This is a genomic window from Absiella sp. AM29-15 (assembly GCF_003434225.1).
GTDB lineage: Bacteria > Bacillota_I > Bacilli_A > Erysipelotrichales > Erysipelotrichaceae > Hoskinsella > Hoskinsella hominis.
Genome location: NZ_QVFL01000003.1, coordinates 164,369 through 180,258, shown reverse-complemented (window position 1 = coordinate 180,258; position 15,890 = coordinate 164,369). Strand labels below are relative to the sequence as shown.

The 15,890-nt window shown below is 35.4% G+C and carries 19 protein-coding genes and 1 other annotated feature; of the genes, 1 reads left to right on the top strand and 18 read right to left on the bottom strand.

Annotation, left to right across the window (positions count from 1 at the left end):
- Positions 1-82 precede the first annotated feature (82 nt).
- Positions 83-583 carry a nitroreductase family protein gene (locus DW761_RS04610; RefSeq protein ID WP_117453323.1) on the top strand — a complete coding sequence of 167 codons (501 nt, stop codon included), beginning with the start codon at positions 83-85 and terminating at the stop codon, positions 581-583.
- A 24-nt stretch (positions 584-607) separates the two neighbouring features.
- Here DW761_RS04610 and hisE read toward each other — a convergent pair whose 3' ends face one another.
- The 18 genes from hisE to DW761_RS04525 all read right to left on the bottom strand — a co-directional run bounded on the left by hisE (position 608) and on the right by DW761_RS04525 (position 15,834).
- Positions 608-931 (bottom strand): phosphoribosyl-ATP diphosphatase, encoded by a 324-nt coding sequence (gene hisE, locus DW761_RS04605; protein WP_117453324.1) that lies wholly within the window; start codon positions 929-931, stop codon positions 608-610.
- Positions 928-1,254 carry a phosphoribosyl-AMP cyclohydrolase gene (hisI, locus tag DW761_RS04600; RefSeq protein ID WP_117453325.1) on the bottom strand — a complete coding sequence of 109 codons (327 nt, stop codon included), beginning with the start codon at positions 1,252-1,254 and terminating at the stop codon, positions 928-930. The genes hisE and hisI overlap by 4 nt, the downstream gene beginning before the upstream one ends.
- Positions 1,251-2,012, bottom strand: a complete 762-nt coding sequence (hisF, locus tag DW761_RS04595; protein WP_117453326.1) for an imidazole glycerol phosphate synthase subunit HisF — start codon at positions 2,010-2,012, stop codon at positions 1,251-1,253. Before hisF ends, hisI begins: the two co-directional genes overlap by 4 nt.
- Positions 2,013-2,015: 3 nt before the next feature.
- A complete protein-coding gene (gene hisA / locus DW761_RS04590) occupies positions 2,016-2,735 on the bottom strand; it encodes a 1-(5-phosphoribosyl)-5-[(5-phosphoribosylamino)methylideneamino]imidazole-4-carboxamide isomerase (RefSeq protein ID WP_117453327.1) in 720 nt (239 codons plus the stop codon).
- A complete protein-coding gene (hisH, locus tag DW761_RS04585) occupies positions 2,732-3,346 on the bottom strand; it encodes an imidazole glycerol phosphate synthase subunit HisH (protein ID WP_117453328.1) in 615 nt (204 codons plus the stop codon). Before hisH ends, hisA begins: the two co-directional genes overlap by 4 nt.
- Entirely contained in the window at positions 3,343-3,924 is a 582-nt protein-coding gene (gene hisB / locus DW761_RS04580) for an imidazoleglycerol-phosphate dehydratase HisB (RefSeq protein ID WP_117453329.1), read from the bottom strand. The genes hisH and hisB overlap by 4 nt, the downstream gene beginning before the upstream one ends.
- The gene (gene hisC / locus DW761_RS04575; protein ID WP_117453330.1) at positions 3,912-4,952 is read right to left on the bottom strand and encodes a histidinol-phosphate transaminase; all 1,041 of its coding nucleotides are present in this window, start codon (positions 4,950-4,952) and stop codon (positions 3,912-3,914) included. The genes hisB and hisC overlap by 13 nt, the downstream gene beginning before the upstream one ends.
- On the bottom strand, positions 4,953-6,233 hold the full coding sequence (gene hisD / locus DW761_RS04570) for a histidinol dehydrogenase (RefSeq protein ID WP_117453331.1): 1,281 nt from the start codon (positions 6,231-6,233) through the stop codon (positions 4,953-4,955).
- A gap of 3 nt (positions 6,234-6,236) precedes the next feature.
- A complete protein-coding gene (gene hisG, locus DW761_RS04565) occupies positions 6,237-6,866 on the bottom strand; it encodes an ATP phosphoribosyltransferase (protein WP_117453332.1) in 630 nt (209 codons plus the stop codon).
- Entirely contained in the window at positions 6,863-7,987 is a 1,125-nt protein-coding gene (hisZ, locus tag DW761_RS04560) for an ATP phosphoribosyltransferase regulatory subunit (protein WP_117453333.1), read from the bottom strand. Before hisZ ends, hisG begins: the two co-directional genes overlap by 4 nt.
- 35 nt (positions 7,988-8,022) lie before the next feature.
- Positions 8,023-8,264: a binding site (T-box leader), on the bottom strand.
- 86 nt (positions 8,265-8,350) lie between these two features.
- Positions 8,351-8,761: a DUF3795 domain-containing protein gene (locus DW761_RS04555; RefSeq protein ID WP_117516545.1), complete on the bottom strand. Its 411-nt coding sequence runs from the start codon at positions 8,759-8,761 to the stop codon at positions 8,351-8,353.
- Positions 8,762-8,828: 67 nt separating this feature from the next.
- Positions 8,829-8,966: a hypothetical protein gene (locus DW761_RS20965; RefSeq protein ID WP_158552217.1), complete on the bottom strand. Its 138-nt coding sequence runs from the start codon at positions 8,964-8,966 to the stop codon at positions 8,829-8,831.
- Positions 8,967-9,079: 113 nt separating this feature from the next.
- Positions 9,080-9,430, bottom strand: coding sequence for a helix-turn-helix domain-containing protein (locus tag DW761_RS04550; RefSeq protein ID WP_117453335.1), 351 nt, complete (start codon positions 9,428-9,430; stop codon positions 9,080-9,082).
- Positions 9,431-9,613: 183 nt separating this feature from the next.
- Positions 9,614-10,540, bottom strand: a complete 927-nt coding sequence (locus tag DW761_RS04545; protein ID WP_117453336.1) for a transketolase family protein — start codon at positions 10,538-10,540, stop codon at positions 9,614-9,616.
- A complete protein-coding gene (locus DW761_RS04540; protein ID WP_117453337.1) occupies positions 10,540-11,367 on the bottom strand; it encodes a transketolase in 828 nt (275 codons plus the stop codon). Before DW761_RS04540 ends, DW761_RS04545 begins: the two co-directional genes overlap by 1 nt.
- A gap of 162 nt (positions 11,368-11,529) precedes the next feature.
- Positions 11,530-12,564, bottom strand: coding sequence for an ADP-ribosylglycohydrolase family protein (locus tag DW761_RS04535; protein ID WP_117516613.1), 1,035 nt, complete (start codon positions 12,562-12,564; stop codon positions 11,530-11,532).
- Positions 12,557-13,858, bottom strand: a complete 1,302-nt coding sequence (locus tag DW761_RS04530; RefSeq protein ID WP_158552216.1) for a PTS sugar transporter subunit IIC — start codon at positions 13,856-13,858, stop codon at positions 12,557-12,559. The genes DW761_RS04535 and DW761_RS04530 overlap by 8 nt, the downstream gene beginning before the upstream one ends.
- Before the next feature lie 119 nt (positions 13,859-13,977).
- On the bottom strand, positions 13,978-15,834 hold the full coding sequence (locus tag DW761_RS04525; RefSeq protein ID WP_158553746.1) for a BglG family transcription antiterminator: 1,857 nt from the start codon (positions 15,832-15,834) through the stop codon (positions 13,978-13,980).
- Positions 15,835-15,890: the final 56 nt, after the last annotated feature.

Genomic DNA, 15,890 nt, shown 5'->3' with positions numbered 1-15,890 from the left:
AGAAAAGAAGTTTTATTTTTCCTATTCATATCCAATACGCTTTTTTCCTGTTCGTGTTATACTTAGAAAAGAGGTGAGCAAAATGTTGAAAGAATTATATGAACGTCAAAGTATTCGTAAGTATTTAGACAAACCGGTCGAGGAAGAAAAAATCATGGAGTTGTTACGTGCTGCCATGAATGCACCAACAGCCAGAAACACCCAAAGCTGGCGATTCATGGTGATTGAAAACCGGGAGGCTTTAGATCATATGCAAACATTATCCCCCTATACTGGAATGATGAAAACTGCACCATGTGCCATCATGGTATTAGGTGATAAACGAGATATTGAACCAGAAGAGTATCTATATGTTAATGCTGCGGCAGCCATTGAAAACATGTTGATTGAAGCTGTACATCAGGGACTTGGCACATGCTGGTGTGCTATTGGTCCAAGAACTGAGCGTATAGAAAACTTTAGAAACTATTTCCATATAGAGGATCATTTGATTCCTATTGGTGTTGTGGCTGTTGGTTATGGTGATGAAGTAAAGCCAAAAGTTGATCGTTTTGATCCTGAAAAGATATCGTATTATAAATAAGGAAACGCACATGCGTTTCCTTTTCTATAAATGTTCGATTGGTTTTCTTTCTGCTTTCAGATTATGTGTTTTTTGAGAACGTTTTTCCAGTTCTGCATTTACATCATCTAATGTGATGCCTTTTTCTACCATCAACACGATTAAATGATACATCAAATCTCCGATTTCACCTACAAGCTCTTCTTTACTTTGTGATAAGGAGGCAATGACAACCTCTGTACACTCTTCTCCCACTTTTTTTAATATTTTATCTAAACCTTTATTGAAAAGATAAGAAGTATAGCTTCCTTCTTCTCCATTGGCTTTACGATCAATTACCGTTTCATATAATACATCTAATTCTTTCATTTTTCTTCTCCTTCTATATTGCGATAAAAACAACTGTAGTGTCCTGTATGGCAGGCTGCACCAACTTGTTCCACCAGTAATAAAATGGTATCTTCATCACAATCGATACGAATATCTTTTACATACTGATAGTGTCCACTTGTTTCTCCCTTGACCCAAAGTGCCTGGCGGCTTCTGCTGTAATAGGTCGCTACTTTTGTTTCTATGGTTTTATTCAGACTTTCTTCATTCATATAGGCAAGCATCAATACTTCTTTTGTATGAACATCCTGCACTACTACTGGCAACAAGCCATTCCCTTTTTCAAAATCAAGCTTTATCATATACGTACAGGAATTCCTTTCTTTTTCAAATATTCCTTAACTTGTGGAATTGTAACTTCTCCATAATGAAACATACTAGCAGCGAGTGCCGCATCACATGCTTCTTCTTCAAAGGCTTTCGCAAAGTGTTCCAGTGCACCACAACCGCCACTGGCAATGACTGGTACATCAACGATTTCACGCACTGCCTTGCATAAAGGTATATCAAAGCCTTGTTTCGTACCATCAGCGTCCATGCTTGTTAATAGGATTTCACCAGCACCAAGTGATACGGCCTGTTTTACCCATTCCAACAAATCCATGCCTGTATCTATACGACCACCATTGATCACGACATTCCAGCCACTTTGATCTTGTCGCATTCTTCCATCAACCGCTAAGACAATACACTGATTGCCAAACATGGCAGCACCTTCTTTGATTAAATCAGGATTTTTTACAGCTGCACTGTTTAAGCTGACTTTATCTGCGCCAGCACGAAGCATTTTACGGATATCATCAACACTGCGAATGCCTCCACCTACGGTAAAAGGAATAAAAATCTCTCTGGCGACTCTTTCAACCACTTGTTCCATGGTATCCCGCTGTTCATTTGTTGCGGTGATATCCAGAAACACAAGCTCATCAGCCCCTTGTTCATAATAGGTTCTGGCTAATTCTACAGGATCGCCAACTTCTTTTAAACCAACAAAGTTAATGCCTTTGACCACACGTCCATCTTTTACATCCAGACATGGAATGATTCTTTTTGTGTGCATATCTTAGTCCTCCTTACATAAAGCAATTGCTTCTGGAAGAGATAAGGTTTTCGCATACATTGCTTTACCGGTGATTGCTCCATAAATATCCAGATCTTTTAAAGCCTTAATATGGGTGATATCCTTGATACCACCACTGGCAACTATCTGCATGGAAACATTTTTCTTTAATTCTGCCAGCATCTCAACATTAGGTCCCATCATCGTTCCATCTTTACTAATATCTGTCACGATAATTGTTTTCACTCCCATAGCTTCCATTTTCTTCGCAAAATCGATATATTGCCATTTACTTTCTGAAAGCCATCCATGACCACATACAAAGCCATCTTTACAATCAATACCTACTGCGATTTTTTCTTTATACTTGTCGAGCGCAGCTTTTATAAATGTTTCATCTTCTAATGCAGCTGTCCCTAGAATCACACGGGATACGCCTTTACTAAGATAAAAATCCACATCTTCCATAGAACGGATGCCACCACCGACTTCCACAGGAATATGAATGGTAGAGGCAACTTCAATAATCGCTTGCGCATTACATTTTTTGCCATCCTTGGCACCATTTAAATCTACCATATGAAGATAACTGGCACCTTCTTTTTCAAACACTTTCGCAATTTCTAAAATACTTTCTCCAACGGTTTCACTTTGTCCATAATCTCCCTGATATAAACGTACAGGTGCATTATTCAATATATCAATTGCCGGTAATATGATCATACAAATTCCTCCTTAAAATACCTTAGAATTGCCAAACCATCCTCGCCACTTTTCTCAGGATGAAATTGTGCTCCTAAAATATTATCATGTCGTAACAGTCCTGGAATTTTCAAATCTCCATAACAGGAATATCCCACTAAATCACTTTCTTCATAACCTTGTGCATAATAAGAATGTACATAGTAAACAAATGGCTGTGATGACAGTTGATCAAATAAGGCGAAATCCTGGTTTTTTTCTAATAAGTTCCATCCAATATGAGGGATTTTCACATTAGGCTCCACCATTTTCACGATTTTACCTTTCAGAAATCCTAATCCTTTTGTAGGTGTTCCTTCTTCACTTTCTTCAAACAACGCCTGCATGCCTAGGCAAATACCCAGCAATGGCTTCTTGTTTACCAGTACCTCTTCACGAAGAACTTCCAATAAACCACTTTCTTCCAGATTTTTCATACAATCCGGAAATGCGCCAACACCTGGCAGAATCAATTTATCTGCCTGTTTTAAATCTTTGGGATCTTTCGTAATTTTACATGCACAGTCTATTTTTTTCAACGCATTTTCTACACTGTGCAAATTTCCCATATCATAATCAATAATAGCGATCATTCTAACTTCCCCTTTGTACTTGGAAGTGCGTCACCTTCCACTTTAACAGCTGCCTTTAAGGCTCTGCCTAAAGCTTTAAAAATGGCTTCTATTTTGTGATGATCATTCACTCCATAATACACATTGACATGCAATGTAATTCCTGCCGCAAATGCAAATGCACGCAAGAATTCTTCTACCATTTCACATGAGAAATTGCCAATTTGATCACGTTTTAATTCACAATGATATACCAGATAAGGACGACCACTGATATCTAAAGTAACATTGCATAATGTTTCATCCATTGGCAGCATCATGTTTCCATAACGGGCTATGCCACGTTTATCCTGCAAAGCTTCCTTCACACATGTGCCAAGCAAAATACCACAATCTTCTACTGTATGATGATCACATACATTCAAATCACCATTTGCCTTTAATTTTACATCAATACCTGAATGAAAGGAAAACAATGTCAGCATATGATCAAAAAAGCCAACACCTGTATGGATATCATTTGTGCCATCCCCATCCAAATTTACATAACAGGAAATCTGTGTTTCTTTGGTATCCCGTTGTTTATTTACACTTCGCATACATGTTCCTCCTTATCAAACTGCAGTAAAACATCCATGACTAATTTATTTTGTTCTTTACTGCCTATCGTGATTCTAAAACTATCACTGCCTTTATAATTTCTTATTACGATCTGTTTTTCTTCAAATGCCTGAAGCAATTTATCTTTACACGCACATCTGCCATATAGATAATTTGCCTGAGATGGATAAAAACGCACTGTCTTTAAATCCTTTAATTTCTGAAACATCTTTTCACGCTGTTCAATTGTATCACGCACGATGGGCTGATATTCTTTCGCATGACGTAAAACAATGACGCCGATTTTTTGTGTAAATGAAGAAATATTATAAGGCACAACATAAGGCTTTAATTCCTGAATATTCTTTACATTACTGATTAAAAAGCCTAATCTGGCACCCGCAAGTCCATAAGCTTTTGACAAGGTTCTTGTGACATATAAGTTTTCATACTGATCCACACACTGTAACATGCTTTCACTCGCAAATTCTCCATATGCTTCATCAATAATGACAGGAATATCAGGGAATGCATACAGGATTTTATCAATGACTTTACGATTAATCGCATGCCCTGTAGGATTATTGGGATTAGAAAACAGAATCATATTTACACTTTTTTCTTTTCCATCCTGAATAAACTTATCCACATCAAATGCGCCATCTTCAAAACAGGTATATTTCACAACATCTGCTTCATGCATACTCGCATAATAATCATACATGGAGAAATCTGGATCAAGGGTATATAAACGTTTTCCTTTCCCAAGGAAATACCCAATCAAAAGACCAAGCATTTCATCACTGCCATTCCCTGCCAGAATTTTATTGCTTTGTATATTCATTACATTGCCATATGCCTGAATCAGTTCTTTGTTTTCCATATCCGGATAACGATTGAAGGCGATATCAGAAAGTGCTTCTTTGACTTCTTCAATGATTTCATCACTTGCGTTTTTATATAATTCATTTGCATTTAACAGAATTCCTTCTTGTTTTTGTGCTTCATAGGACTGTATTTCTTTCATTTACTTCAACCTCACTTTTACCGCATTGGCATGTGCCTGTAAATCTTCCTGTTCTCCCATTTCCACAATGTAAGAACCATATGCGTCCACTGCTTCTTTTGTATAATGCAGGAAACTTGATTTTTTAATAAAACTATCTACTGATAACGCACTAGAGAAACGTGCTGTGCCACTTGTTGGCAATACATGATTGGTACCGCCAAAATAATCTCCAATACTTTCACATGTATAATATCCCATAAACACACTGCCTGCATGTCTTACCAGACCTAAATATGCCATAGGATCTTCTACCATCAATTCTAAATGCTCTGGTGCGATTTGATTAGCGATGTTAACACATTCTTCAATACTGTCACATACAATTGCTTTCCCATAATGCTTCATACTTTCTTCCACAATGGCTTTCTTTGGCAATACATCTGTTTGTTTTCTTAACTCTTCATTAACCGCATCCAATAAGGAAACAGAAGTTGTCAATAAGATTGCGCTGGCCATTGGATCATGTTCTGCCTGAGATAATAAATCACTTGCGACATAAGCAGGATTAGCATTTTCATCTGCGACAACTAGAATTTCACTTGGTCCGGCAATCATATCAATATCTACTTTTCCAAACACCAATTTTTTGGCAGCTGCCACAAAAATGTTTCCTGGTCCCACAATTTTATCCACCGGTGGCAGAGTTTGGGTACCATAAGCCAATGCCCCAATTCCCTGTGCACCACCTACTTTATAAATCTCATCAATACCCGCAAGTTTTGCGGCATATGCAATATTAGGGTGTAAAGAGCCTTCTTTACTTGGCGGTGTAATCATTACAATACGTTTTACTCCGGCTACTTTTGCTGGAATCGCATTCATTAAAACACTGCTTGGATATTGCGCACGACCACCTGGTACATAAATACCAACACTGTCTAATGGAAGTACACGCTGTCCTAAATAAATACCTTTTTCCTTCTGTAGCAAATATCCATTCTGTTTCTGCGCATTGTGGAAAAATTCAATATTTTTCTTTGCCTTCTGCATGCTTTCCATAAAAAACGGATCACAATGTGATGCTGCCTCATCTATTTCTGCTTCACTTACACAATAGTTTTCTAATCGGATTCCATCAAATTTTTCTGTATATGCAATAACCGCTTCATCTTTTCGCTTTCTAACATCTTCTAATATTTTTGATACAGTCACAATGATATCACTGCTTATTTCCTCATTACGGCTTTCCAGATATGCTTTTAATTCTTCACTGTTTTCCTTTTTGATTTCACTTAACATATGTTAATCCTCCATCACTGATTTCAAATCATTCAAGATCTGTGTAATTTCGTCTTTCTTTAGTTTAAAGCTTGCTTTATTCACAATGACTCTGGCAGAAATATCACATACAGTATCAAATACAACCAGACCATTTTCCTTCAAGGTTGTGCCTGTTTCCATGATATCCACAATGCCATCACATAAGCCTAAAATAGGCGCCAATTCCACAGACCCATCAATTTTGATCAATTCTACATCCATACCTTTTTCTAAAAAATAAGCCTTTGCGATATTAGGATATTTCGTACCAATTTTCACATGTCCTACTTTATCGAATAAATTATTTTCAGGAAGTCCTGCGACAATAAATTTACATTTGCCTATCCCTAAGTCTAGCATTTCATAATAATCTTTATCGCCTTCTAATAAAGTATCTTTACCTACAACACCAATATCCGCAACCCCATGTTGTACATAGGTAATACAATCATTCGCCTTTACTAAGAAATAACGAATGTCTTTTTTGGTATCAGGAAATACAAGTGCTCTTCCTTTATCTTTTAGGTTTTCTATGCCATAACCACTTTTTTCCAGCATCTTCACTGTTTCTTTTTCTAAACGGCCTTTGGTAAGTGCAAATGATATACTCATGCCATAACCTCCTTCACTTCTATATCTTCTCGCTCTTGTGGCAATAATTCCACACGATAATCTTTACGTAATGTTTTTGCTTTCTGTAAAGCTTCCAACTGCTTAGACAATGGATAAAGTATCTGTATTGTCTTTTTTGTTTCACATGTCAGTTCATATACCTCTAAAAGATAATCCAGTTTTACTGAGAACCCAATGGCTGGCATTGGCTTGCCAAATTTTTCTAATAGATGATCATAGCGGCCACCGCTTAATACGCTGGTTCCAATACCTTCCACAAAGCCTTCAAATAATAATCCACTATAATAGTTTAAATGTGGTACTTTCCCTAAATCAAATGTAATATGTTTTCCATATCCCAATGCGGTTAAATCACTCATCAGCTGTTTCAACTGGTATACGATATCCTTTAACTGATCATTGAAACAATAAGTCAAAGCATCGTCTAATACCTTTATATCACCGCAAAGCCATGGCAGCTGTAAGAAAAACTGTTGTTTATCTTCATCTAATTTCAATTTTGATAAATAATCTTTTAATTCTATCATACTCTTACGATCGATTAAATCTGCCAAAATTTCAACTTCCTCTTTATCTAACTGCAATTCATCACATGCACTATGGAAGAAATTCACATTTCCAATTTCCAGCGTATAAGAGCTTTGTTTCATCGTTTCCATAACTTCTAAAGCACACATTAAAATTTCAAGATCACTTTCTTTATCCTGTAAACCTAATAATTCAATCCCACAATCCGTAACTTCATTGCGTTTTCCCGCAAAAGACTGTTTCACCTTATATACGTTTGCATGATAACGGAAACGAAATGGCGGTGTCTGATCTTTAAACTTAGAAGCACACACACGGGCGATTGGCACTGTCATATCCATACGCAGCGTTAATATCTTTCCATCTTGATCAAAGAATTTATACATCTGTTCATCCTTTAACTGTTCAAAACCTGTCTGATATGTTTGATAATATTCGATGGATGGTGTAATAATTTCATCATATCCATATGCGTCAAACACTTCTTCAATGCCTTTTTGTAAAGCTCTTTTTTTCATACATTCATCTAATATCAAATCTCTTGTACCTGAAGGAATACTGAATTTTTTCATCTTGCGCACCTCTTTCTTAACAAAAAAACTTTCATCCAAAGGACGAAAGTTTAACTTACGTGATTCCACCTTATTTTATTGATATCTCACGATACCAACCTCTTCGAGTACCAACATACTCTAGCATGATAACGGATGCAGGGACCCCGATAAAGACTACTAAGGTTCATCTTTACTGCTCAAGGATGTGTTCAAACAAAGAAGCATATCTTTTTCCACCAGCCAAAGACTCTCTATCAAGTTCTTTTGTTTTACTATTTCCCATCAAAGCATTTATTTTATCTGTATACCTAATATAGTAAACGTAAAACTGAAAAATGTCAATCATTAATTTGAAAATTTTCAGTTTTTATGAAACTATTTTCAGTCATCAGATAAATAATGTTTTGTGAGAAGCTGAACCACCTTTTCTTCCGAATCAAACTGATCATAATCCTTACCTTCCCCATAGCGGATACCATGGATCATGTTCTGAAAAACGCACTTTCCTAATTCTTCTACACCTTCATACTTTGCGAATCTTACAAATGCACGATATCGGATATTATTATCCATTGAAAATACATCCATGTCACATGGTGCATCATCGCATTCCCAACAGCCTGCTAACCCCTTTTGTTTGCTGCAATGATACTGATAACACCCCTCACGTGTTAAATGCTTTGCACATTCTGCGCTTGTGGAACCACATCCACGGCAGAAAGCAGCATCCTTGCAGAACGTACAGATTTTCCCACATCTGCCGACATTCTCAATTACGTCTTTTTCATTCATAATGTGTACCTCAACTTTTTCTCCTTTTCTCTATTGTAACAGTATTTTACAAATTATAAAAGTAATTTTATTCTCCTAAAATCAACTTTTCCAAAGAAATCATCAATTGATAAAATTTTTGTTGTTTTTCCAATGGTAATGATCGATATAATTCTATGATTTTTTTCTCTTCCTCATTGACTTCTAAAACGATTTTTTGTTCCATAACATTCACGACCTTTCAACCTAAATATAGTATAACGCATTTATGAAATTTGTCTATCACACTATAATAGATACTATGTGTCGCTTAGCAAAAAAAATACACTTGCTCGTGTATTATTTCATTAAGTCTTTAAACCTTTTCACAACAGCCGTGAAGTCTTCTTTTTTTTCTTCAGGTACTTCATCTAGAATACTCATAAAATCTTTTTCTTCATCTTTTTCTAAAATGCGATATGGATAATAAGTTTCATTCATACGCAATACCTGATTTAAATTCAAATCCAGCACTTGGCAAATCATAACCAATGTTTCTAAAGAAGGCTGCTGTTCCCCACGAACATATGCCGAAATGGAACGCTGTGTAGTTCCAATTAACAATGCAAGTTGTTCTTGTGTCATCCCACGCCTCTTCAATGCCTGATGAATGGCTACGCCTACTCTTTGGTTGATTGTTGATCGTTCCATTTTTTGTAATCCCTTCCTTACACTGTTACTATTATAAAAGAAGGTTGGTAAAATTACGAAGTTTCAGCATAAATAATGCTAAAAAAGTTCATGTTTCTATTAAAATATACCTATCAGGTATATTGACAAACAAAAAAAAGGTTACCTTACTCCATATAGAAGTATCGGTAACCAATTCTTTTTTTAGATATTTTCTTCTACTGCTTTTACAATATCCTTTGCTGTCATGCCATATTTTTCAAGCAGCTGTGCAGGCTTTCCACTTTCTCCAAATGTATCCTGCATACCTACCATAGCAATCTTTCTTGGTGCTTTCTTACCAAGAACTTCTGCCACAGCACTACCTAAACCACCAATTACACTGTGTTCTTCACAAGTCACAAATAAATCGTGATTTTCAGCTAAAGATACAAGCAGCTCTTCATCAATTGGTTTAATTGTGTGCATATCCACAACTGTTGGTTCATAGCCTTTTTCTTTCAACATATCATAGGCAGCAAGTGCCTGCTCTACCATGATTCCACAAGCAATGATTGCTACTTTTTTTCCAGCACGTAATACATTGCCTTTTCCAATCTGGAAATCCATATCTTCATCATATACTGTTTCTACAGCACTTCTTCCAAGTCTTACATAACAAGGTCCATCATATGCCGCAACAGCTCTGATTGCTTTACTAGCTTCTACACCATCAGCAGGACATACAACAATCATATTAGGAATACCTCTCATTAAAGAGATATCTTCAAATGTCTGATGACTTGCGCCATCTTCTCCTACTGTAATTCCTGCATGGCTTGCACAGATTTTTACATTTAATCTTGGATAGCCAATGGAGTTACGAATCTGTTCATAAGCACGTCCAGTCGCAAACATTGCGAAACTGCTGGCAAATACAATATTTCCACTTGCCGCAAGACCTGCCGCAACGCCCATCATATTGCCTTCTGCAATTCCCATGTTGAAATGTTGATTTGGATTATTTTTCTTTACCATTCCACTTTTAGTAGAACCAGATAAGTCCGCATCCAATACCAGGATATTTTCATTTTCAGCAGCTAATGCAGCAAGTGTCTGCCCATAAGCCTCTCTTGTCGCCATCTTTGCCATTATGCGTTTCCTCCTTCCAATTCTTTTAAAGCATCTGCACATTGCTCCTCACTTGGCGCAACACCATGCCAGCTTGCTTTATTTTCCATGAAAGAAATACCTTTACCTTTTACTGTTTTCGCAATGATTGCCGTTGGATTGCCTTCTAATGTTTTCGCAGTTTCAAGTGCATCCAACACCTGTTCCATATCATTTCCATCATCTAATGTAATGACATTCCATCCAAATGCTTTAAACTTTTCATCTAATGGTGTAGGATTCATAACATCATGAATATCCCCATCAATCTGTAGACCATTAAAATCAACAATTGCGATTAAATTATCTAAATGATAATGAGCGGCAGCCATAGCTGCTTCCCATACTTCTCCTTCTTCACATTCTCCATCTCCAAGTAGTGTGTATACACGATATGGAAGATCGTGATATTTATTTGAAAGAGCCATACCGACTGCAGCACTGATTCCCTGTCCTAATGAACCAGTAGACATATCAATGCCAGGCAGCTTGCGCATACTTGGATGTCCCTGTAAACGAGAATCAATCTTTCTAAATGTCATCAATTCTTCTTCACTCAAAAAACCTTTTTCACATAAGACAGCATACAATAACGGTGATGCATGTCCCTTGCTTAATACAAAACGATCACGCTTGTTGCTTTCTAAATTATCTGCATTGATATCCATCTGTGTGAAGTAAATAGATGTAAGGATTTCAACTGAAGATAAAGATCCACCAGGGTGTCCAGATCCTGCAGCTGTCACCATTTTCACAATGTTTTTACGTATATTCGTCGCATGTTCCTTCAAATTTTCTAAATCTGACATTATTGCATAGTCCTCCTTTATTTGACCGCCTACATTATACTAAAAATCATCACATATATCAAAGAAATTTCTGTATAAAGTGAAAAAAAGCATATTTTTCACAATTTTCATGGAAATCTATGCTTTCTTTCATTGTTTACATTATGGTTGCAAAAATATATTTTATTTTTCTTTTATAAAATCACAGACTTTTTCCGCAAGTTTTTGTATTTCCATATCGTTTGCTTTTTCTACTATTTCCAAATAGCCATCAGGAATATTCCTTGTTCCATTTAATGCGCCTGCCATTGAACCAGCAATCGCAGCTACTGTATCTGTATCATAACCAATATTAACTGCCTCAACTATTGTATCCCAAGGATCTCCTTTGCACGCAACGATAATACCAATTGCTGCTGGAACAGCTTCTGAAATATGTAAGCCACTACCTACTATTTCATAAAGCTTACGCATTTTTACCTCTTTATCTAAACCGGATAAGGCGATGGATATGGCAAGATTCATTCGCTCTTTAACACTCGCTCCGCCAACTGTATGACCATACTGCATTCCTAATTGTTCTCCTTTTTCAGCGCCATAAAAGGCTGCTTCTATGGCTGTATATAAAGTGGCATTTGGTTTAAGTGAAGCACTGATAAATGCTGCAACTGCACATGCTCCGCTGATGGCAAGCTGATTGTTGTGGGTAACACTGGATATCAAAAATGCATTTTGCACAGCCTCATCAATACAATCGTAAGCAAATAAACCAGCTGGCGCGATTTTCATTGCACTTCCATTGGTTGCCTGTGATGCATAATCCACCACTTTTTTCTCTGTATCAGGCTTCTTCTCGCCAATTTTTTCTTGTAAGGCAGCAATCGCTGCTCTAGTGGTTGGTCCGGCAAATCGATTAAAATATACCGGCATATGTGACCAATCAATCAACATATCTTCCACTGCCTCTTTCTCAACTTTCCCATGTTTTAAAATTTGCTGTGTTAATAAATATGTTTGTGAGAAATCATCCGTTACTTGTCCTGCACAATTACCATAGGCAAATGCACTTTTATCAGGCACCAGCATTTCTGTAACTTTACCATTATATTTCTCTCTTATTTGATCAAATGTTAGATTTTCTGTTACTGCTCCCATTGCATCGCCTAATGCACATCCTAATAAACATCCCAATACTTTATCATATATAATATTATTCATTTTCAATTTTCTTCTCCTTATCTTTATCTCCGTTATATGCAATTTTCAAGAATACATACCATAGTACTGTTAATACAGCAATGATCACAATTTGTAATATTCCACCCTGTAAAGAGTTCGTTGTGATGATACCACTTAAAATCATAGGCGTTGTCCATGGAATAGAAACACCAGTACATAATGGCACAAGACCAACTGTCATCGCAAAATAGCTGATGGCACATGACAACATCGGTGTTAACAACATTGGTATTAACATAATTGGATTTAACATCAATGGTAATCCAAATACGATTGGTTCGTAGATACTAAAGATTCCAGGAACCATAGATACCTCTGCAAGTTTTTTCCATTCTTTCTTCTTTTTGAAGAAAATAATGATACAGATCAAAATAGGATATGCTATAAAACTACCATTAAAACCGCCGAAATAAAACGCAAATTCTTCAGTAATAACATTTGGAATCATTTTATGTGCCTGAAATGCAGCTAGATTCTCTATGGAAAGTGCCTTAAAAATAGGACTTAATACGGAATTATAAACAATACTGTTTCCATGCAGACCAAAGAACCAGAACAAATTACATAATGCTCCCGCAATCATGGTTGCCGTAAAACTGCTTCCAATTCTAGAAATTGGTATTTGAATCATTTCATAAATAAATGCGTTCATTGTTTGAAATCCAGTGAATGAAAAGCCTAATTGAATGATAAAACTAATAGATAATACAGCCCCTACAGGGATAAATGATGAGAAAGAATCCGCTACCAGCTGCGGAACACTATCTGGCATCTTAATTACCAGATTTTTCTCCACGACCCATCGATAAGTTTCTGTACATAAGATTGCCATGATGATGCCTGAAAAAATAGCCATTGTTCCTAAATTATTTAATTCATAGACTCCTGTCACAACATTTTCTTCAAATAAAGTTGTTGTAGGTGTTACCATCAAAAATCCTATTAAAGATGAAATGGCTGTATAAATTGGATTTGATTTATAATATTTTCCTAGACTATATCCAATACCCAGTACCACAATAACCGCAATTACATTAAACGTAACATTCTGTATTGGCGCTGCTGCCGCCTGAATAGCTGCGATTGTATCTTCTGCGATTAATTTGTTTAAAAAAGGTATATTTACAAGTGCAAGGATAATGGAGCCAAACATTGTAAATGGTAAAGAAATCAGAAAAGCATCTTTTATTGCTAATAGATAACGATTTGAACCAATTTTATTAGCAACTGGCAATAAATATTTTTGCAGTTTATCTGCTATGATTGTGATCATATGTAATCCTCTCCTCTTTATTATATTCATGATATCTCTTTCGCTAGCGACACCTATATTATGCAAATAAATCCTTATTCTGTAAAATAAAGAGTATTCCGCTTAATGCGGAACACCCTTTAAAGACTTTTATTATATTGAAGATTAATATATGTAATCAGTTGTTTTTGATATTGTATGAATATATCAAAAGTGTTAAGGAACTTTGATTTACTTGTCATTCCAAATAGAATAATGTAAGACACTTTATGTGACCCCCACAATATTGGCTTCTGATTTTTAATAACAACCACAAAATTCTTTAATGCCCGAATACCACTAGAATGAGGGATCGCAATACCATTACGAATATAAGTAGAAGACAATCGCTCTCTTTCTAATACTTCTTCTATAAATTGTTCATGAATGATCTGTGATTCTTTTAAAGGTTCACAAATCGCATGTATAAAATCATATTCATTATCCATGTATATTTCCTGTTTATAAAAAATTTCATCAAAACCTTGAAAAGCTTTCTCAATTACTTCATAAGCTTTATGATCTCTTAAAGTTCTACAAACATCATCAATCTTATCTATATCACCTTCATGAGGCAATGGATGGATCTGTAAAACTGGGATTTTTATATCTAAATGCAAAGGATAAACACTTAAAATAAAATCAAATTGATCTAGTTTAACATCTTTAATATCATGATAACATTCTATGTTTAAATGCTCTCTGGAATGTTTTAATATATAAGAAATCAGCTTCTTTTCTGCATCATAATACATAGGGAATAATAAAACTGCATGATAATCAATCATGGGTGCTGTATTGATAATATCATTTGCTGCATTTCCTAAATGCAGCACTAAAAACGCAAGTTCTCCCTGATTTAATTCCACATGATATTCCTTATGTATTTCGTTTGCGATAAATACCGCAATATCAAACAAAGTTGGATATTCCTCTTTTATGGTTTGACATAATGGATTTTCCTGTAAAGTATTCGTTTTTAATCGTATGGTTAATTTTTCTATATGAAGCGCAAATTGCGCAATAAAAAGTTCATTATAAAAATCAATATGATACAACCGTGATATTTTATCAACAAGCTGTCTGACAAATTCTACACTTTGTGGTTGAACATATTTATCTACACGCACAACCTGATCCTGTAGAAATTCATTGGGCACAACTCTTGATAAGATAGCAAATTCTAGTTCTGCATATTCATCTTCATTTAGTTCGATATGATATTGCTGGCTTATATCTTTTATTAAATGATGCGCAAAAACCCGCATATGATCGTCAAACTTTTTTTCTGAATGCAATATAACATTTTCAGATAATAGATTATTCATGGAAATACGCTCTACACTAATGCCAATATGCATGGATAAATTAAGCATAGAAAATTCATTCATTTTCAAATTTGACATATTTAAATTTTTTTCAATGATCTTACGAATATTATCTAAATCTGTTAAAGAAAAGAATTGTTGATAATATTGAGAATCAAAGATATATTGTGTTTGATCCTGAATCAATATTTTTTTATAGAGTTTTCTCTTTTCACTTTCTTTTCCTTTGAGTTTAAACACATTTTGATACCTTGTTAGTTGAAGATCTGTGTTTTTACACAAATTTTTGATTTGCTTTATATCTTGTTCTATCGTGGCAATACTGACATTTAATTCATCCGCTAAACTGCTGATATCTATTTCATTTGTTTCATCAGTAATTGCTGTAAGAATATAAGCAAGCCTTGTAGACTGCTGATCTATATGTGAATCAAAAATATGAGCAGGATATTTAATCAATTGATATCCTTCTTTACCAGAGATGATAAAAGGTTTTGATTCACAATTAATCTGTTTAACATATTTTCTGATCATTCGATCACTGACATTTAAAACTTTTACTAATTCTTTTGAAGATACTGCTTCTTTTCTTTCACAAAGGATGTGAACCAGTTTTTGTTTATTATCCATACACATCTCCCATCACATTTAAATCTTTTACCATTATCAAGTATATTATATTTGTT